This is a genomic window from Ruegeria sp. I3 (genome assembly GCF_056532525.1).
Genome location: NZ_JBQFNI010000004.1, coordinates 84308 through 103790 on the forward strand (window position 1 = coordinate 84308; position 19483 = coordinate 103790).

19 protein-coding genes and 1 tRNA gene are annotated in these 19483 nt (G+C 54.2%); 14 read left to right on the plus strand and 6 right to left on the minus strand.

What is annotated here, in order from left to right; genetic code table 11:
* The first annotated feature begins 181 nt into the window (after positions 1-181).
* The 6 genes from pepN to ACR0L9_RS12670 all read left to right on the plus strand — a co-directional run bounded on the left by pepN (position 182) and on the right by ACR0L9_RS12670 (position 8071).
* Positions 182-2734, plus strand: a complete 2553-nt coding sequence (gene pepN / locus ACR0L9_RS12645; RefSeq protein ID WP_480895801.1) for an aminopeptidase N — start codon at positions 182-184, stop codon at positions 2732-2734.
* Positions 2731-3159, plus strand: coding sequence for a hypothetical protein (locus ACR0L9_RS12650; protein WP_170397141.1), 429 nt, complete (start codon positions 2731-2733; stop codon positions 3157-3159). Before pepN ends, ACR0L9_RS12650 begins: the two co-directional genes overlap by 4 nt.
* Before the next feature lie 126 nt (positions 3160-3285).
* Complete coding sequence (locus ACR0L9_RS12655) at positions 3286-4545, plus strand: hypothetical protein (RefSeq protein ID WP_170404131.1); 1260 nt, start codon at positions 3286-3288, stop codon at positions 4543-4545.
* A 77-nt stretch (positions 4546-4622) separates the two neighbouring features.
* The gene (gene gatB, locus ACR0L9_RS12660) at positions 4623-6134 is read left to right on the plus strand and encodes an Asp-tRNA(Asn)/Glu-tRNA(Gln) amidotransferase subunit GatB (protein ID WP_170424174.1); all 1512 of its coding nucleotides are present in this window, start codon (positions 4623-4625) and stop codon (positions 6132-6134) included.
* Positions 6135-6287: 153 nt separating this feature from the next.
* Positions 6288-7526, plus strand: coding sequence for a peptidase T (gene pepT, locus ACR0L9_RS12665; protein ID WP_170511263.1), 1239 nt, complete (start codon positions 6288-6290; stop codon positions 7524-7526).
* A 98-nt stretch (positions 7527-7624) separates the two neighbouring features.
* Entirely contained in the window at positions 7625-8071 is a 447-nt protein-coding gene (locus ACR0L9_RS12670; RefSeq protein ID WP_170397148.1) for a DUF4177 domain-containing protein, read from the plus strand.
* Between the two features lie 273 nt (positions 8072-8344).
* On the opposite strand, the gene ACR0L9_RS12675 is transcribed toward ACR0L9_RS12670, so the two are convergent.
* Both ACR0L9_RS12675 and ACR0L9_RS12680 read right to left on the minus strand, forming a co-directional pair.
* Positions 8345-8587, minus strand: coding sequence for a glycine zipper 2TM domain-containing protein (locus tag ACR0L9_RS12675; RefSeq protein WP_170397150.1), 243 nt, complete (start codon positions 8585-8587; stop codon positions 8345-8347).
* 680 nt (positions 8588-9267) lie between these two features.
* Positions 9268-10578, minus strand: coding sequence for a hypothetical protein (locus ACR0L9_RS12680; protein WP_480895802.1), 1311 nt, complete (start codon positions 10576-10578; stop codon positions 9268-9270).
* Between the two features lie 1320 nt (positions 10579-11898).
* On the opposite strand from ACR0L9_RS12680, the gene ACR0L9_RS12685 reads away from it, so the two are divergent.
* The 3 genes from ACR0L9_RS12685 to ACR0L9_RS12695 all read left to right on the plus strand — a co-directional run bounded on the left by ACR0L9_RS12685 (position 11899) and on the right by ACR0L9_RS12695 (position 14057).
* Positions 11899-13032: an XRE family transcriptional regulator gene (locus ACR0L9_RS12685; protein WP_480895803.1), complete on the plus strand. Its 1134-nt coding sequence runs from the start codon at positions 11899-11901 to the stop codon at positions 13030-13032.
* Positions 13033-13195: 163 nt separating this feature from the next.
* Positions 13196-13633: a TIR domain-containing protein gene (locus ACR0L9_RS12690; RefSeq protein WP_480895804.1), complete on the plus strand. Its 438-nt coding sequence runs from the start codon at positions 13196-13198 to the stop codon at positions 13631-13633.
* Positions 13626-14057, plus strand: coding sequence for a RipA family octameric membrane protein (locus tag ACR0L9_RS12695; protein ID WP_480895805.1), 432 nt, complete (start codon positions 13626-13628; stop codon positions 14055-14057). The genes ACR0L9_RS12690 and ACR0L9_RS12695 overlap by 8 nt, the downstream gene beginning before the upstream one ends.
* A gap of 9 nt (positions 14058-14066) precedes the next feature.
* On the opposite strand, the gene ACR0L9_RS12700 is transcribed toward ACR0L9_RS12695, so the two are convergent.
* Positions 14067-15398 carry a tyrosine-type recombinase/integrase gene (locus ACR0L9_RS12700; protein WP_480895806.1) on the minus strand — a complete coding sequence of 444 codons (1332 nt, stop codon included), beginning with the start codon at positions 15396-15398 and terminating at the stop codon, positions 14067-14069.
* Positions 15399-15495: 97 nt separating this feature from the next.
* Positions 15496-15571, minus strand: a tRNA-Thr gene (locus tag ACR0L9_RS12705).
* A gap of 179 nt (positions 15572-15750) precedes the next feature.
* Between ACR0L9_RS12705 and ACR0L9_RS12710 the strand changes: the two genes are divergently transcribed.
* Positions 15751-16626 (plus strand): hypothetical protein, encoded by an 876-nt coding sequence (locus ACR0L9_RS12710; protein WP_170564818.1) that lies wholly within the window; start codon positions 15751-15753, stop codon positions 16624-16626.
* Positions 16627-16636: 10 nt separating this feature from the next.
* Here ACR0L9_RS12710 and ACR0L9_RS12715 read toward each other — a convergent pair whose 3' ends face one another.
* Complete coding sequence (locus tag ACR0L9_RS12715; RefSeq protein ID WP_170397751.1) at positions 16637-16903, minus strand: DUF2312 domain-containing protein; 267 nt, start codon at positions 16901-16903, stop codon at positions 16637-16639.
* Between the two features lie 147 nt (positions 16904-17050).
* Between ACR0L9_RS12715 and ACR0L9_RS12720 the strand changes: the two genes are divergently transcribed.
* A complete protein-coding gene (locus ACR0L9_RS12720; protein WP_170397154.1) occupies positions 17051-17269 on the plus strand; it encodes a hypothetical protein in 219 nt (72 codons plus the stop codon).
* Positions 17270-17278: 9 nt separating this feature from the next.
* Here the strand turns inward: ACR0L9_RS12720 and ACR0L9_RS12725 are convergent, their stop codons facing one another.
* The gene (locus ACR0L9_RS12725; protein ID WP_170397156.1) at positions 17279-17494 is read right to left on the minus strand and encodes a hypothetical protein; all 216 of its coding nucleotides are present in this window, start codon (positions 17492-17494) and stop codon (positions 17279-17281) included.
* Between the two features lie 242 nt (positions 17495-17736).
* Here ACR0L9_RS12725 and ACR0L9_RS12730 point away from each other — a divergent pair, with 242 nt between their 5' ends.
* From ACR0L9_RS12730 to ACR0L9_RS12740, 3 genes are read left to right on the plus strand one after another with little or no spacing between them, the layout of a single operon-like run.
* The gene (locus tag ACR0L9_RS12730; RefSeq protein WP_170397158.1) at positions 17737-18600 is read left to right on the plus strand and encodes an MBL fold metallo-hydrolase; all 864 of its coding nucleotides are present in this window, start codon (positions 17737-17739) and stop codon (positions 18598-18600) included.
* 19 nt (positions 18601-18619) lie between these two features.
* Positions 18620-19048 (plus strand): YeeE/YedE family protein, encoded by a 429-nt coding sequence (locus ACR0L9_RS12735; protein WP_170397160.1) that lies wholly within the window; start codon positions 18620-18622, stop codon positions 19046-19048.
* Positions 19048-19479: a DUF6691 family protein gene (locus ACR0L9_RS12740; RefSeq protein ID WP_170733220.1), complete on the plus strand. Its 432-nt coding sequence runs from the start codon at positions 19048-19050 to the stop codon at positions 19477-19479. Before ACR0L9_RS12735 ends, ACR0L9_RS12740 begins: the two co-directional genes overlap by 1 nt.
* The last annotated feature ends 4 nt before the right edge of the window (positions 19480-19483 follow it).

Here is a 19483-nt window from a genome sequence, read left to right on the forward strand (position 1 = left end):
TGCCATTGTATGCGCTCCTCAATTAGGGCGTTCGTTTCCGATAGGCAACTTCTGTCCCGACATGAGGGGCATTTGACCCAGCGCGAACCGTCTCAAATGAACAGCGGCAATGGCACATCGGTTGCAGCGTCCGCGCGAAGCCCATAACGTCTCGCCAGATTCCCAGTCGATGAGGCCCCCGATGCGCGACGCCGCCCCCACAACGATTTATCTGAAAGACTACACTCCGTTCGGGTTTCTAGTGGACAGTGTGCATCTGACCTTCGATCTAGCCGCACACGCCACTCGCGTCACTTCCCGCATCGCCTTCCGCCCGAACCCCGAAGCGACCGACCGCACGTTTTTTCTGCATGGCGAAGAGCTAAAGCTGATCCGTGCTGCAATTGATGGCGACGTGATCACGCCTGAGGTGACCACCGAAGGCCTCACCGCACCGGTTCCAGACGCGCCTTTCGTGTGGGAGGCCGTGGTCGAGATCGATCCCGGCAATAACACCGCGCTTGAGGGGCTGTATATGTCGAACGGCATGTATTGCACCCAATGCGAGGCCGAAGGGTTTCGCAAGATCACCTATTACCCCGACCGCCCGGATGTGATGTCTACCTTTACGGTGCGCATCAACGGCGACCTTCCCGTGCTGCTATCGAACGGCAACCCTTCGGGCAAAGGCGAGGGCTGGGCTGAATGGGTCGATCCATGGCCAAAACCTGCCTATCTGTTCGCGCTGGTCGCCGGAGAGCTGATCGCCCATCCCGGCCAGTTCACCACCAAATCCGGTCGCGACGTCGAACTAAATCTCTGGGTCCGCCCCGGCGATGAAGGCAAATGCGCCTTTGGCATGGAAGCCCTCAAGAAGTCAATGAAATGGGATGAGGATGTCTATGGCCGCGAATACGATCTGGACGTGTTCAACATCGTGGCCGTGGACGATTTCAACATGGGCGCAATGGAGAACAAGGGGCTGAACATCTTCAACTCCTCCGCCGTTCTTGCCAGCCCTGAAACCTCGACCGACATGAATTTCGAACGGATCGAGGCGATCATCGCACATGAGTACTTCCACAATTGGACCGGCAACCGCATCACTTGCCGTGACTGGTTCCAGCTGTGCCTGAAGGAGGGGCTGACCGTGTTCCGCGACGCGCAGTTCACTTCGGATATGCGCTCGGCTCCTGTGAAACGTATCCATGATGCCATCGACCTGCGCGCGCGGCAATTCCCCGAAGATAACGGGCCACTTTCACACCCGGTCCGGCCCGAGAGTTTTCAGGAAATCAACAACTTCTACACCTCAACCGTCTATGAAAAAGGCGCCGAGGTGATCGGGATGCTGAAACGGCTGGTCGGGGATGAGGCCTACAGCAAAGCACTGGACCTGTACTTCGATCGCCACGACGGGCAGGCCTGCACGATCGAAGATTGGCTGAAAGTATTCGAAGACACTACGGGCCGCGACCTGACCCAGTTCAAACGTTGGTACAGCCAATCCGGTACCCCCCGTGTCTCAGTTGCCGACGATTGGACCGATGGCACCTATACCCTGACGCTGCGCCAACGGACCGAGCCGACGCCGGGGCAAGAAGACAAGCAACCTCAGGTCATCCCTATCGCTGTGGGTCTGCTTGGCCCGAACGGGGACGAGATACGTACGACCGAAGTGCTGGAACTGACCGAAGCCGAGCAGAGTTTTACCTTTACCGGTCTCGCGGCCAAACCTGTGCCCTCGATCCTGCGTGATTTCTCGGCCCCTGTGATCCTTGAACATGAGATCAGCAATGCCGAACGCGCCTTCCTTCTGGCTCATGACACCGACCCGTTCAACCGCTGGCAGGCAGGGCGGTCGCTAGCCGAGGACACCCTGCTGCGCATGATCACCGATGAGGCAACGCCTGATACCGACTACCTTGACGGCTTGCTGGCAGTGCTACGGATTGAGGCGCTGGACCCGGCCTACCGGGCACTGATGCTGGGTCTGCCGACGCAATCGGAACTGGCCGCAACACTATTTGACAAGGGCATCACCCCCGACCCGATGGCGATCTGGCGAGCGGTGGAGACTTTGCGTCAAGCCACGGCGCAACACGTTCAAGACCTGCTCCCCCGTCTGAACAGTGAAACGCTGGTGGACGCGCCTTATCAGCCGGACGCTGAACAATCAGGCAAACGCGCCTTGGGCAGCGCGGCGCTTGCGCTGACCTCGAGACTGGATGGAGGTGCCAAGGCCGCAGAGCAATATGCACGTGCTGACAACATGACCCTGCAGTTGGCCGCGTTGTCTTGTCTGCTACGCGCGGGCAAAGGCGAACGTGAGCTGGCCGCCTTCTATGATCAATGGCAACATGACCGGCTGGTCATGGACAAGTGGTTCGCCATGCAGGTCTTGATGACCGGACCGGAAAAATCGGTTGAGACCGCGCGCAGGTTGACCGAGCATGCTGATTTTAATTGGAAGAACCCAAATCGTTTCCGCGCCTTAATGGGATCCCTGGCAGGCAACCACGCAGGCTTCCACCAAGCGAACGGAGCAGGTTACGCGCTGCTGGCAGACTGGTTGATCCGACTTGATCCCGTAAACCCGCAGACCACCGCCAGGATGTGCAGCGTGTTCCAAACTTGGAAACGCTATGACGCCGACCGTCAGGCCTTAATACTTGCACAACTGAATCGCATTGCCGACACGCCGAACCTGTCCCGGGACACGACCGAAATGGTCACGCGCATCTTGAGCGCATGACCGCGTTTACGTTCACTCGACAGAACCGAAATCAGCGAACGGTTCTGATCCTGATCGGCGTTTACGCGATGTTGATCGCTTTGATGATCCTGCTGAACGCGGTCTGGTGGCTGATGGCGCTTCTGGCCCTGACTACCCTGCCCGCGCTGTGGGATGTTATCAAGGACACCAGCGCAGGTATGGAGCTGACCGATGAAACCCTGCGTTGGCACACCGGCCAACGTCAGGGACAACTCAAGCTGTCCGAGGTGGATCGATTCCGGTTTGACACGCGGTGGGATTTCTCAGTGCGCGTCTCAGCGGTTCTGAAATCCGACAAACGCGTGCGTTTACCCGATGAATCACTGCCGCCACACAAGCAATTCGAAATGGTCCTGAATCAGGCGGGATTCGCGGTCGAACGACATCATTTTAGAGTTTTCTGAAACGATTCATGGAGTCTGGGCCACATTGGCACCTGAATCACGGGTTCTCCGCGACGCAGTCTTGATTTGAGCAGATTTTTTGGCAAACTGGACGGGTTACAAGTTTGTTCCAGTTCGAGTTTTGCCATGTTTTGGTCTTTGAAGGCTTTTGCCGCCCGTATTGTCGGTTCTTCTGATCCCACCCCTACACCTCTGCCTGCGTCCGTCGCCGATGCTACTGCATGGCTTGTCGCCTCGGGGCAGTTGAACATCCCAATCGCAGAATCAGATGAAAATGATGCGATCGGGCATCAGGTGATCGAACGTGGCCGCCATCTGGCGCGGCAGGATATGTGGGCAGAACTGTCGCTGGAGATGCGCGCTGCAGATGAGGGGCGCAAGGCTACCCCTTGCGGGCAGCCGATCTCCGAGCTGTTGGCCTTTGGGGCCCGGTCCGATGTGGTTTTGGCGGCCGAGCACGCGCTATCGGACGGCAAAGCACTGTCAGACTATGATCTGCTGGGCGGGATCTCGGAATTGGAAGGCGAGATTCAGAACCATCCCGATGATCCGATGATCACGCTTGTGGTTGCCTTGGCCCATATCGATTTGGCGTGGGCCTGGCGCGGGACGGCGCATCCGGACACGCTGCCGGCGCTGCACCAATCCCGTTGTGCCGCGCATTTCGACCGGGCTGCTGCGCTGCTTCCGAAATGCCGCGCTGCGCTGCCCGACAGTCCGGCGATTGCTGCAGCGGATTGCGCTTTGCTGGCAGGACACATTGATCCGCGCACCCGCGTTGCTGATAAATACGAGGCCCTGATCACGCTGGATCCCCAGAACCATCGCCACATGCGCGCGATGGGCAGCCACCTGCTGCCACGCTGGTTCGGCAGCTATGAACAACTTGAAGTGCAAGCCTTGCGCAACGCCGCACGGACCCAGAAAAATTGGGGTGCGGGTGGGTATACCTGGGTGCAATTCGACGCCATCGCGCTGGATGACGAGGCCTGCGCGCGGGTAGATGTCGAATACTTCCTTGAAGGTTTGCGCGATATCGTTGCACGTCGTCCGGATCAGCAGACAATCAACCTGCTGGCGGCCTATTGCTCGGTCACATTGCAGAACAGAATGGGCCAGAACCCGCGCGCCGATATCGCCCGCAAACAGATTTGCGAGGCCGCAAACTGGCTGATCCGCGATCACATGACTGAACTGCATCCGCTGATCTGGGCCCACGCGGCGAACGGGTTCAATAACAGCCTTCGCGTCAACTCGGCCGAGCGTTTTGCCGCCCGTGGTCGCCGCGATGCGCTGAAGGCAATCGCCAATCTGTTGCGGGATGAGTTGCGCAGTGGGCAGAGTGTGACCTTTACACCGTCGGGGCTGCAGTTCTCGGGGAACTAAAGCGCCATTGCCCCTTGCCCCTTAGGCGCGCCGGGCCTAATACGCAGGCTTAGACTTCTGCGGAAATGAGGCGCGCCATGCTCGACCTGACATACGAAATGCCCAAACCCAAAACCATTGCCGGGGCCAAGCACGATTGGGAACTGGTGATCGGGATGGAGGTGCACGCTCAGGTCTCGTCCAACGCCAAACTATTCTCGGGCGCGTCGACCCAATTCGGGGCCGAGCCGAATTCGAACGTCGCATTCGTGGACGCCGCAATGCCGGGGATGCTGCCGGTGATCAACGAGTATTGCGTTGAACAGGCCGTACGCACCGGGCTGGGTCTGAAAGCGGATATCAACTTGAAATCGGCCTTTGACCGCAAGAACTACTTCTATCCCGACCTGCCGCAAGGATACCAGATTTCCCAGCTTTATCAGCCTATTGTAGGTGAAGGAGAAGTTCTGGTCGAGATGGGCGACGGTACCGCGCGCATGGTCCGCATCGAACGCATCCACATGGAGCAAGACGCGGGCAAATCGATCCACGACATGGACCCGCATATGTCCTTTGTCGACCTGAACCGGACCGGCGTCTGCCTGATGGAGATCGTTTCGCGCCCCGATATTCGTGGACCAGAAGAGGCCGCGGCATATATCGCCAAGCTGCGTCAGATCATGCGTTACTTAGGCACCTGCGACGGCAACATGCAGAACGGCAACCTACGGGCGGACGTAAACGTTTCGATCTGTTTGCCGGGTGCTTACGAGAAGTATCAGGAAACACAGGACTTTTCGCACCTGGGCACGCGCTGCGAGATCAAGAACATGAACTCAATGCGCTTTATCCAGCAGGCGATTGAGGTCGAAGCCCGCCGTCAGATCGCAATCGTCGAAGCGGGTGGCGAGATTGATCAGGAAACCCGTCTGTATGACCCGGACAAGGGTGAGACACGCTCGATGAGATCTAAAGAAGAGGCGCATGACTATCGCTACTTCCCTGACCCCGATCTGTTGCCGCTGGAGATCGAACAGGCATGGGTGGATGACATCGCCGCCAATCTGCCCGAGCTGCCAGACGATAAAAAAGCTCGTTTTATCAGTGCGTTCGGCCTGACCGACTATGACGCATCGGTGCTGACCGCCGAGGTGGAATCAGCGGCTTATTTCGAAGAGGTCGCCAAGGGGCGCAGCGGCAAGCTGGCCGCGAACTGGGTCATCAACGAACTGTTTGGTCGCCTGAAAAAAGAAGACCACGACATCACCGAGTCTCCGGTGTCTCCGGCTCAGTTGGCGGGTATCATTGATCTGATTTCGTCGGATGCCATCTCGGGCAAGATCGCCAAGGATCTGTTCGAAATCGTCTATACCGAAGGCGGTGACCCGGCGCAGATCGTTGAAGACCGCGGCATGAAACAGGTGACAGATACCGGCGCGATCGAGGCCGCTTTGGACGAGATCATCTCGGCCAATCCGGCACAGGTTGAGAAGGCCAAGGTGAACCCGAAACTGGCCGGATGGTTCGTCGGTCAGGTGATGAAGGCCACCGGCGGCAAGGCCAACCCGAAGGCCGTTAACGAACTGGTCAGCAAAAAGCTGGGTTCGTAAATCTTCCGAGTTGTACAAACCCCGGACAGGGGTTTGTTCGACCTGTACATAACGAAAACTTAATTTCAGAGCGCTCAAATCGGGCAAGCCATCGGCTTGACTCCCTGCCCGAATGCGCATTCTCATCTCGCCAAGTCAGAGAGGTGAGCATCTATGAAAAATCGTTTCGATCAGGAACTGGAAACCCGGCTGGTGCGCTATGCCGCCATCGACAGCCAGAGCGATGAGACCTCGCCATCGACCCCAAGCACCGAAATCCAGTTCGACATGCTGAACCTGCTGAAGCAAGAGCTTACCGAAATCGGTGCGCAGGATGTTGAGATGACTGGTGACAGCGTCGTGGTGGCAACCATCCCCGGTACGGCCGAAGGACCGACCATCGGGTTTCTGGCGCATGTCGACACCGCGCCTCAGTTCAACGCAACCGGGGTCAAGCCGCGGGTGATCAAGGGGTATAATGGCGGCGAGATTACATTCCCCGATGACCCCGATCTGGTGCTTTCGCCCGAAGAACACCCCTATCTGGCCGAGAAGATCGGGCATGACCTGATCACCGCCTCAGGCACCACGCTACTGGGGGCTGATGACAAGGCGGGCGTTTCGATCCTGATGACGATGGCGCGACACCTGCTTGAGAACAAGGACGTGCACCACGGTCCGATTCGCATCGCCTTTACCCCGGATGAAGAGATCGGGCGCGGTGTTACCGAACAGCTGCCCAAAGATCTGGGCGCGGATTTCGCCTATACGCTGGACGGACAGGAACTGGGTGAAATCGAATACGAAAGCTTCTCAGCAGACCGCGCGGTGATCAAGATCACCGGTGTTTCGATCCACCCCGGACTGGCCAAGGACAAAATGGTAAACGCGGCGCATCTGGCTGCAAAGATCGTGCAGACCCTACCTCAGGCAACGATGACGCCCGAGGTGACGGATGGGCGCCAGGGGTTCATCCATGTCACCGATATGAACGGCGGCTCGTCCGAGATGGAGATAAAACTGATCCTGCGCGATTTCGAGATGGATGCGCTGGAAGCCCAGCGCGAGATCGTCCGGCAAGTCTGCGCCGCCGTACAGGCCACCGAGCCGCGTGCGACCATCACCTGCGACATCTCCCATCAGTATCGCAACATGCGCTATTGGCTGGAAAATGACATGACGCCGGTTGATCTGGCCCGCGAGGCCTGCCGTGAACAAGGGATCGAGCCGGTCTCGGTGCCGATCCGGGGTGGCACCGACGGCTCGCGCCTGACCGAATTTGGCACACCGACACCTAATATCTTCACAGGCATGCAATGCATACACGGCCCGTTGGAATGGATTTCGGTGCAGGACATGGCGGTCGCGACAGAAACCTGCTTGTCACTCGTAGGCAAAGCAGCGCGGAGCTAAGGCCACAGTGCGGGCCGAAATTCGCCAATGCGCGATCTTGGCTTTCGCCCGCCCGTCAAAATGTTAATTTGCCCCGACACGGCAATCAGGACCAGTTGATGCAGCGCTACGAATACAAAGTTGTCCCCGCTCCGCAAAAGGGCACCAAGGCGAAGGGCGTGAAAACGCCCGAGGGCCGGTTTGCCACCTCGATCGAGCAACTGCTGAACCAGATGGGACAGGATGGCTGGGAGTATCAGCGCGCCGAATTGCTGCCCAGCGAAGAACGTTCGGGGCTGACCGGGTCAACCACCAACTGGCGCAACGTGTTGGTTTTCCGCCGGGCTCTGGCGTTGGAAAAACCTGAACAGCCCGAACTCGTCGAAGAGGACACCGCCCCAACCGCGCGCGCAGTCCCGGGACCCGAAGAGGTTTTGGCCAAAACTCCTGCCGCCCCTGCCCCAATCTCGGAAGAGCCCGAAGACCCGCCCTTGTCTTTGAAACCTTCGGACGAAGTGGCGGATGACGAAGTGCGCCCCGAGCAAGCACGCCCAGCCGAGCCGTGATTGGATAACAATCAATCGAAGGATACCGCGTGAAGGGGCAAGGCCCTTATATCCTGCCCCATAACGGTTATGCTTTGTCAGTTCCGACCCGCGAATCCCATCGGCGAGAAACGACGCAGAAAGGGGATTGCCTGCTGAGCCAGTTGACCTTGAATTTGGCACATCCAGGAAGCTAGGCGCGCAACCGCCAGACAGGGCAACTAAATGACCTGCGAAAACAATATTTGCGGAGCCAAAAACGAGCGTGGGGTAAGAGGGTTTATTGCAAGGTTGTCAATTGCAAGCTGATTGCCCTGCATACATCCCAGCGCCTGCACCTGCTGCAGTCGCGAGTGTCTTGCCTGTACCGCCTCCGAACCGATTTCCAACCACTCCTCCAAGGGCAGCGCCACCAAGGATTCCCGCAGCGCAGCGAGCGTCTTGCTGTACCTGCGCCTGAGTTGGCGTCGTCGGAGCCCCGCAAGCAGCCAAGAGCAGTGAGGTCGCAAGCGCACAGGTTGTCAGTGCTTTGTTCATCTCGATTGCCTCTCAAATACCAAATAGTTATCTGAGTAAGTGGCTCTGGCGCGTCTAGCGTACAAGAGATCAGCGTCTGTTTGATTCGAGATTAATCAAAACTTAATAAAGAAGACTAAGGGTCGAGCGCCTAAAGCGATATTTGCTGGTTTCCGATCGTTGCGGGTGCCGGGTTCCTGGTAAACCCCGACATTGGACGGCCGTGTTTTAATTGTAGAAAGCGGGCGATGAGCGCGGAGCATCACAGTAAGATTTGACGCACAATAAAGCGCGACTACTGAATCTTCTGTTCCCCTATATTTGCCCCCAAGACCACATAGGTCGCGAGCCAGATCGAGCAAATATACATAGATATCTGAAGAGATGGTGCCCCCACACGACTTCAACCACTAATTCCCGCCACCCTCAAACACCTCCCAACTTTCTGTTTTTATAATATTTTTTATCAAGCTCATCGTCATCTGGAACACCTAGTGTTCCTACAACTGAACCTTAAATGTTCCTACAGAAAACAAGGAGCGAAAATGCGTGAAAGATAGCACTCTCGCAATTACTCACCGCTTTCACGGGTGAACAACGACTTGAGGTCATTTCAATATGCGACTGGGAATTCTGGGCGACCACTAGTTGCTCGACACAGTGGATTGACACCGGGCGCGATTTCCGCTCCAACCAGCAACCTACGGCAAAGACGCCACACAATCCGCGTCGGCGGGTACGAAACCGGGCGACGCAAGTGGAGCAGCATTCTTAGCTGTCATATTGAACTGAGACATTAGTCTTCGCACTGTGCTTTCCTTGCGATCCACCGTTTCAAATTCGTATTTACCCGGAGACGAAATAATCAAATAACAGCCTTTAAAGCTACCTGCTACATCTCTATCGGGACCAACTATTAAGAATGCGACCGGTTGCGCTGAATTTACCTGAATGTGAGTAACCCATTGGCGCAGCCTTCCACTCCAGTTGTTTTGCTGAATGTCCTCACCTCTGGACCACTCTTTGCTGGAGCCGTCTATGTAAAGTACTTCGATCCAGGGAACTACCTTTATTTCTTGTGACACCTTGCTGGTAAGGCCGGCATTCTCCGCAGTCAACGTGAAAGTAATATCTTTTTCTCCTACGTTTACAACACGTTGGCCACTTGATGTCACAGCTCCTATTTCATTATCTATTCTCTGAATGGAAGCGTTCTCTGTGACCCAATTCAGTGCAACTTCCCCGCCCTTTTCGACGACAGAGCGAGACGCGTAGAGCTCAACTGTTGGCTTTATTGGAACAGTGTCGTCCACGATTTGTCCTCGGTTTTCAAGTGAAGGCAGTACTAGCTCGCCTCCGCCAATTACGTTTTGAGAGGCGTTAATAACAATGCGAACAGGTTTGTTGTTTCCTCTAATACATAGCGCGCGGAGCGTATTACCCGACGATATTTCGGCTTTCGACGTAAATATGCCTGGGTCAGCAAGCTTTCCTTTGCATTCAATTTGGTCAGGAAGTAACAGCTCATCAACAGAAACAGTTGGCGGCTCTCCCGGCGAGCGATATTGGATTGCTACAGTGAAAGTGTCCTCGAATTTGTCTTCAACTTCCAACCAAGCAAATATGCCTGTTCGAGATAGACAGTTGTCAAGCACCTGCAAAGCTCTATCGTTGATTTTTTCATTAATGAGGTCAACGTCTTGGTTCAGAAATGTTTGGCTTCCAGTGTAGGTTTTTAAGTTTTCTTTGAGGCTGGAAAAGCCTTCATCATCTTTGGAAAATCCAAAACTCTGCAATGTGGAGTCAAATGCGCTACTCAACCCTACGGAAGAGTTCTTGGCTTCGTCGTATGAGGAATATTGCTCCATCCAAGACAGGAAGCTCGACAAATAGAGAAAACGATTATTGCTTGTTGAACGATCTACCACAGGTATGTGTTTAAATATTGAGCATTCTTCGCTTCGCGCCATGTCCACAAAAGTGAAGGAAGCCAAAAAGGCAAATGCAGCCATAGAGTATCTGAGCATCGATGTAGCCTCGCTAAAAAAATCACTACCCAAAATTGCCAATGTGAAAATTCACATTCCAGTTGTGGAAGGTAAACCAGTTCGCGCTCATAGCAAAATTTATTCTCTTGCTAACAAATTATGCACATTCAAATTATGCCCTAAGGGAACGTCAGGTTTGACCAGACCAGTATGTGTCTGTTGAGCTATATTCAATGACTAACACTGTCATTATGTTACAACCATATTGCGCTACCTTACAAGTTCCGCTCAGTACAGCTTCACAGCACCCTTAGGGAGCGCCTTAAGCCTCTCGGGGCCGATACCCTTCCGTCCATCTACACCGCCTCTGGTGAGCCGTTAGGTGGAGCCTCAGAGCTAAGCCAAGCGGCAAGGCTAGGGGTCGCCTCTCTGGTGGCGATGAAACAAGAATAAGCATGATTGCTCCCTTCCAGTCGCCCCACAAGGCAACCTTCGGGGAGGGTCTAATTTATCCATTCAATTTCAATACCTTACAATTCACCCCCACTGTAGCCCTAGGTCCCCCTTAAAGTTATTATATTAGGGTGTACCTTAAGGTGGTGATGAAGATGAAGACTATCATCATCAATCATCTCTAAGACTTACACTAGGTTGCCCTTCTGGGTGACTGTGATCATGAAGACCAACATCATGTTCATATGACAAAGATGATGCATGGGGGTTCCATGTTCCTTCGTACCATCTTTCTATTTGGTCTTTGATCACTAGTGGTCCCAAATACTTTGGAACAAAAATCTGAGCGGCAGTCTGATAAAAGTGTAGCCCGCAATACCCCCCGCTGGGTCCACAAGGACTGCCTTAGGACGTCCTTTCAGTGGTGCCCATGACGGGAACCATGTTGTCGCGGGATTAAAGTAATTTGGTAGAATTCAGCTAACCCACTGTATTCAACTATTGTCGAAAGCCTATCGTTACCAAATCAACAGCTTGATCGTATGTACAGCGGCTGTTCCTTCGCGATATCAGTAAGATAAAAACCCGACTTAACATACTATTGCTTTCTATCATCAATGGTCATCTCTCTCACCTGAGAGTCGGGGTGTATCATCGGTTATTGCTTGATTTGATGTCTTAAAGTTAAGCGACGCACGGGTACGCGGCTATTCCGGTTCACTTCGCAATTCAGAGAATTCGGCATCTATCGACCCGAAATCCAAAGGCCTGCGCTACTTGTCAACTAAAGGCTCCGAACCCAAAGTTTAGGAAGCAGTGTCTGTCCACAAGGCGCAAATCCGGGCAATACTATGAACTTTTGACACTGCTAGGGCGACACCAAATATAGGGTTGACCGATACATCATGGCGCATATATTGTATTTCACAAATTTTTTGTGAAGTAGAGGCAGGCCAAGATATGCGCTCGGGTTTCGGAAAAGCTGTTCAGCAAATTCGCTCAGAACGCGGTATGACGCAGTCCAAATTTGCGGAGCTTTCAGGATGGTCACTTTCTCGAATTAGCAATATCGAGTTTCAGAGGGCCGCGATAAGCGATGACGTACTCCGAGTGTACCTCAATGTACTGCAAACATCCGGGGCAGAGGCCCATGAGTTGCGAAAGCTTGCGTGTTTTTCAAACGGGGTACGAAAAGAAGTTCAGCAACAGTCTGAACATCCAAGCGTCGTGGCGTTGTTGCGTCAATTCGGAAAAGAATTATCGCCGAAGGCCATCGCAGAAATTCAGAAGATCATTGAGAGTGAAACCGGAGAACGTGTCTCGTCGCTTACATTTGCAAGTAATCAAATGCGAAGCAAACGTGTCTCCAAAGCTAAGCGGGTGCATCTGCACTTACATAGATTTGTTGAGATTTGCATTTTGGCAAGTCGTGTTCGGCGTGAATACGCGGAGGAAACACACAAGCTGGACTTGGAGATAGCTCTCGAAAGATTGGCTTCTGATAATGACGATTTCGATCTCCGAGTTTCCGAAACACTCCCATCTTTAGCACAGGGGGCGTTTGCAGTCATAATTGGCGAAATTGGCGGCGTTACTCTACATGTTGAAGAAGATCGCTACGCCAAGCTGGCCAAAGGTGTACATTTTTGCCGGCACGTGGTTGCACATGAAATTGGCCATTATTTGCTGCATCGGCGAAAACTAGACTCTGACGGCGAGTTGCTTTTTGAACCTCAGTCGCTTGCCCAAAACTCATCGAAAATGATCGGAACAAAGGGTCAAATTGAACAGGTGGTAGATACGCTGGAAGAAGCGGAAGCTGAGTGCTTTGCAACGATGCTGCTCGTGCCTTGGGAGTCTTTCCTTCGAGGTACAACAACAAAGTTCCTTGCTTCTGACTATGGCGAACAACAATCCGAAGTGGAGCGCTACATGCCCTACTTTAAGCAGCGCGCCGTCATCGAAGAACTAAAATCACAGCTTTGGAAATCAGGTGAGACATCTCATCCAATCTTTCATGACTAAGAATTCAGGGTAATGACTGTTGGGTAGTTCTACTTCGACCACCCGGCGTAAACAGAAAGGGGCGACCATTAAAGCTGATCATACCGTTTAGCGTAGGCCAATAAAGATCGTGCTGCTTTCACTCACTGCCTATCAGCAATAAAGTCCGAAGCGAGATTTTGACATGTCCATATATCAAGTGAAGATTTTTATAAGCCATTCTTGGTCATATTCTGAGCACTACGACAAACTGGCTGAGTGGTTCTTTGAAGAAAACTGGAACGTGGACGGCACGCCTTTGAAGTTCTTAGATCGGTCCGTACCCAAAGAAGACCCCATCCATTATGCAAACAATGCCCAGCAACTCAGAACCGCAATATATGAAAAAATACTAGACTCTCATGTGGTGATCATTCCGACAGGTATGTACGCAAACTATAGCAAGTGGATACAGGAAGAAATTGATGGAGCATCAAATTACCAAGTACCCGTTCTTGCGGTGAACCCTTGGGCGCAAGAGCGCAAATCATCAGTGGTGGTAGACAACTCGTCTGACCAATCAGGTTGGCAAAAACAGTCGGTAGTGGAGAAAACTTGGGGGTTGTATCAGCTAAATGCCTAACCCAACAAACTTCGAGATTTACTCTGTCTACATACAAACGATAACGGCTAATGAACAACGGCGTCAGCAGGCTTCTGTGATCTACCTGACATTGATAGCCGCAGGCATTGCGTTACTCGGTTCAGATGTAGAAATCGAGCCGGCATATATTTTTGGGCCGATAACTATCATTGCTTTGATTTGGTTTCTGACAATAAATTACTTTCGTGATTTAGCTAAGGCCAAGTTTGACGTGATAAACGAGCTTGAGGCTGGATGGGAGATTGCCCCATTCGCGAAAGAATGGGAGGCACTTCACTCGGGCTCAAAGCCTAGAAGGCTAAAGTATGGCCTCACTCACTTAGAAATGTTTGTGCCTCTTGCCATTTTTCTATTTGGAGTCTCCTACTTCGTTAGGCTGATCATCGGGTACCTTTGCGGGTAGTCGTAGTATTCAAAGGCCAGCCTTAACAAACCACTCACGCACTTGCTCAACCCGTTCATCACCACCGTACGTGGAAGCCCCAGCACCCCGCTGCGAGTGCCCCAGCGCACGGTCGATAACCGCCTGCTCAGCGCCTGCCGAACGTAACTTCATACTGGCTCGGTGGCGCATCCCGTAAGTAGTTGCATCAATGTCCAATGGCTTAATGTGCTTGGTGTTAATTGTCTGAGTCAAGCTGTCCGCACTGCGTTCGTTTTTGGCGTACCTCGGGAACAGCGAGTCAGACTTCTCAGCGCCCTCATCCTCTCGACGCTTAAGCGCCCTCTGAACAGCTAAGCGGGTCTTAGGGGTGAGAGGGATGTCCCTGTCTCTGCTCTTGGTCTTAAGCCTGCCACGAAGGCTATTGCCCCGTACCTTCACTACAGATCGCTCAACATCAATGTCCTGAACTTCTAAGAAGCAAATTTCTTTGGCATGGCATCCCAACGACAGCAGGGACCAGATATCCAATAGCTCTGGGTTAGATGCCGCCACAGCTTCAACGCTCTTAGAAACCTTGACCACTTCCTCGTCAGTCAACGGCCTGCGCTTTTCATCCACCCGACCACTAACCTCAGGCAACTCTACGTCATCCAGAGGGTTGGCTACTTTGCCCGTCAGATCGTTCTCTTTGATACTCAGGCCGATTACGGCCTTTGCTTGCCCTACTTCACGGGCGATGCTTTCTGCACTCAGTGGCTCACCGTTGCCTTTCTTATGGCTCACGAAATGGGCCACAAGATCGCGCCCATGCACCCTACGAAGGTTCACCAATTCCAAAGCCTCAAGGTCACCCCAAACAGCCTCAAGGCGCTTCTCAAGGCGTTTCAATCGGGTTTCCTTCTGGCGGTCACCCTTCACGCGAAGTTGTCTGTAGAGTTTAAGCCCATCGGCCACCGTAGGGGTTGGCTCAGGTGCGTTAGGGTACAATAAAGCCTTCTTTACCGCCTTATCCTTGACAGCCCCGGCAAGATGTCCACGAAGCCATGGGTCGTCGGCGTCAAGACCAACGACTTCATCCAACATTTTGGCAGCTTCCATTGCAGCATCTCGAAACAGTTGGGCATTGGTCCGCTGGTCATCACCCTCCTTGCGCTGACGCATCGTCTCAACAACTTTCTCGAATTGAGTACCGATCACCGCATACTCGCGCATCATCGCGGGGCCAGATTTGTTTTTGAGGCCAACATCGAAATAGTCACCATCCATCATTTTGATGATGTCCACGGGCCACCTGCGGCGATATCGGGCGACTTTGCCGCCCCTTTCAAAGGACAAATGCTGGATTTTCATGATCGCCATTCTCTATTCCCTCACTGGCAATGTGTCCACAAAGTTCCTACAAGCGGGCTTTGAAACCCCTTATTTTCAACACCATAAGGCTCTGATGGGAATATAGTGGTGCCCCCACACGGACTCGAACCGCGGACCTACTGATTACAAATCAGTTGCTCTACCAGCTGAGCTATAGGGGCACTGGGTGTCGATTAATATCTCGGAACAGGGACTGCAAGCCCGAAATTTCGGGTCATCTTAACTTTGTGCTGGTTTGCCTTAGGATAACAGTAATAACAGGCCTCATCCGAATTTGACTGCACCGGGGACAGGTTGTAACCCAAGCGGCGATCCCGACCGAGGTAAGGACAATTCCGATATGCAGATGGTCATCCAAGCCGGAGCGCACTTTACCGACCATGATCACCTGCTCAATCTACTGCAGGCGAATGCGGATCTGGTTGCGGGAAATCATACTGCCTTCTGGGGGCTTCGTCCGTTCAGAAAGATCTTTCGACCTGCGCTGAAACCCTCTGCCGACCGGCCATCACATCAGGATACACTGGCGCGATTTCATAAACTGTTCCCCAATGGGCAGCAGGTCGACCGGGCGATCTTGTCGAGCGCGCTTTACCTGGGGGAACGGCCTTCCATCATCATGGATGGGCAATTTTACGCGAATGCCGGTCAAAGGTTGGCCTATCTGGATAATCTGTTCAGCGATTCGACGGTTGAGCTATTCGTGGGGCTACGTAATCCCGGCAGCTTTATTCCCAAGGTGCTGATGCTGCTGTCGGCGCCTGAGCGCGAGCATATCATTGCCACCACCGATCTGAGTTGCCTGAGTTGGCTCGCCATGATCGAAGACATTCGCGACCTAGCGCCAGATGTCAAAATCACACTGTGGAGCAATGAGGATTCGCCACTGATCTGCGGCGACATCGCGCGCGCACTTGTAGGGCTACCCGAGGACACGCCGCTGGAACAGGAATACGCGCTGCTGTCCTCACTTGTCTCAGACATGGGCAAACAGGAGATTCAGAGCTTGTTAGAGCATCAAGCGGCCCCCAATGATCCCGTGCTCAGGGTCAGGCTGGCGCAGGTGTTTCAGCAGCATGCGCTGACGGATGAAATCGAAGAAGAGGTGGAGCTGCCTGGCTGGAACGAAGATATCGTTACCGCCTTTACCGAGCTTTATGAGCAGGATCTGGCACGGCTGCAGACCATGCCAGATATACGTTTTCTGAACCCGTAAGCGGCTGGCGCTACATGCCCAGCGCTTCCTTGTACATTTCCAGTACCGCCTCTTCCTCGGCGATGTCGTCCTTGTCGCGCTTGCGAAGAGCGACGACCTTGCGCATGACCTTGGTGTCGTAGCCGCGGGCCTTGGCCTCGGCCATGACCTCTTTCTGCTGGTCAGCGATATCTTTCTTTTCGGCCTCAAGACGCTCGAACCGTTCGACGAACTGGCGCAGCTCGCCTGCGGTCACTCGGTAGTTGGCTGCGGCCTGATCTTCGGTGATGTCTTCCATCTGCGTCTCTCCCAAGGGCTGAAAATAAGGTGCCGGATACATCGGCACCGACCCGACCGCAAGCGTGCATTCTGCACGGCGGGCTTGTCTGACCTGCGCCGATCCGATAAGCGCGGTCACGGATTCAAAGGGTGAGCGTAAACAACCATGTTCGACATTATCGTCTGGGGCGGGGCCGCCCTGTCTGTGGCCGGGCTGGTCGGTCTGGTCTGGTGCATCCTGCAAGTGATGAAAGCGCGCAAAGCCAACCTGACGGATGACGAGTTGCGCGCTGCAGTTCAGGGGGTTCTGCCTTGGAATCTGGCGTCGCTTTTCCTGTCGGTACTTGGGCTGATGATGGTTATCCTGGGCATTTCGCTGGGATAACCAGATCGATCAGATCGGCATATTGTCGAACCGCGCTTCAAGCACGTCTTCGCATAGCGCAGCATCCAGCCGACGCAAGCGCGATGGGATATGAACCCCCTGCGCGCGCATTTTATCCAGAACCATGCTGACATGTGGCTGAAGCTCTAGCCGGGTCTCAAGACACGCACCATTCAGCTTTTGTTCAAGCCGTTCCGCTTCGGTAAAAAGATCCTGAGCAGTCATTTCCTTCCTCCCATATGGTGCCAATGTGCCTGATATAGGTAACGAGTTTAAGACGAGCACGAGACCGGAACAAAACATCGCGAATTCTTGCCTATTCAGGCAAAAAACCGTCAATATGTCCGTGGTCGCCTAAAGCATACGCTCAAATTGCGGAGATTGCTTTGACAGACATCAACTCGTGATTAGGGGCTTTAAACATATTCCAATATTGTTATATGTATGCAAGCTGAACGGAGGAACCCATGACGCCCAGTGTGAAAGCTTTTTTCGACCCGCAGACCTTCACCGTCTCATACGTTGTGCAGGAACCTCAGGGGCAGGCCTGCGCCATCATCGACAGTGTACTGGATTTCGATCACGCCTCGGGGCGGACCGACACCAGCTCGGCCGACCAGATTGTCGACTATGTGACGGCACAGGGACTGAAGGTGGAATGGATTCTGGAAAGCCATGTCCATGCCGACCACCTGTCAGCAGCCCCTTACCTACAGGAAAAGCTGGGTGGTCAGATCGGGATTGGCGAGAATATCGTGGTCGTTCAGGACACGTTCGGCAAGGTCTTCAACGAAGGCACCGAGTTTCAGCGTGATGGCAGCCAGTTCGATGCACTGTTTGCCGAAGGGTCCAGCTTTCACATCGGCCAGATGCGCGGGGACGTTTTGCACACGCCAGGCCATACGCCCGCCTGCATGACCTACGTGATCGGCGATGCGGCGTTTGTGGGCGATACGCTGTTCATGCCGGATTTCGGAACTGCCCGATGCGATTTTCCCGGCGGGTCATCGGCGGACCTGTATGCCTCGATCCAGAAAATCCTGTCTCTGCCTGACGAGACGCGGATTTTTGTAGGCCATGATTACAAAGCGCCTGGTCGCGATGAATACGCGTGGGAGACCACAGTTGGCGAACAGAAGGCGCTGAACGTTCATATCGGTCAGGGCCGCAGCGTCGAAGAATTTGTCGAGATGCGTGATGCGCGGGATGCAACCCTTGCGATGCCGCGCCTGATTTTGCCCTCGCTGCAGGTCAATATGCGGGCCGGTCAGATGCCACCAGCGGATGAGCAGGGCGACGTTTTCATGAAAATCCCAGTCAATAAGCTTTGATACGAGGGCAGATGAGACAATGAATATCGAATGGATTTCGGGTCTGGCTGGTGGTCTGCTGATCGGGCTAGGTGCCAGCGTTTATCTGCTGTGTAATGGGCGGATCATGGGGGCGAGCGGCATATTGGGCGGGCTGCTGGAACGCAGCGACCGGAGCGTAATGACTGAACGCCTGGCTTTCGTCGCGGGTTTGATCGGGATGCCCTTATTGCTGCGCCCATTGATTGCGCCGCAGGCCGAGACCCATTTGACCCCGGATCTGGCGATCGTGATCCTTGCTGGGCTGCTGGTGGGGGCTGGAACACGGATCGCCAATGGCTGCACGTCGGGTCACGGCGTTTGTGGGATTTCTCGCTTCTCGTTGCGCGGGATCGTCGCAACGGTGTTCTACATTCTTGCAGGTGGCCTGACGGTTGCGCTGTTTCGCCATGCTTTGGGGGTGATCTAATGCGCGCAGTGTTTGCTTTTCTCGCCGGATCGCTGTTCGGCATCGGGCTTTTGATCTCAGGCATGACCGACACCACCAAGGTGCAGGGGTGGCTGGATGTGTTCGGCAATTGGGACCCGACGCTCGCCTTTGTCATGGGCGGGGCGATCCTGCCGATGCTGGTGGCGTGGCGATTGACACGGAACAGGGTCCCTTTTGTGGGCGGACAGTTCCCCGCCCCGCCCCGTGTTGAACTGGATCGCCGTCTGATCGTCGGGTCGGTCCTGTTCGGCGTCGGTTGGGGATTGGCGGGATTGTGCCCGGGCCCGGCGATGGCCTCGCTTGGATATGGGGGCGTTGGCGGGATTGTGTTCCTGATTGCGATGATCGCGGGCATGTTTGCGGCACCAAAGCTGGGTGCGCAACTGGACAGGATCGCCGACGCAGCCTAAGCAA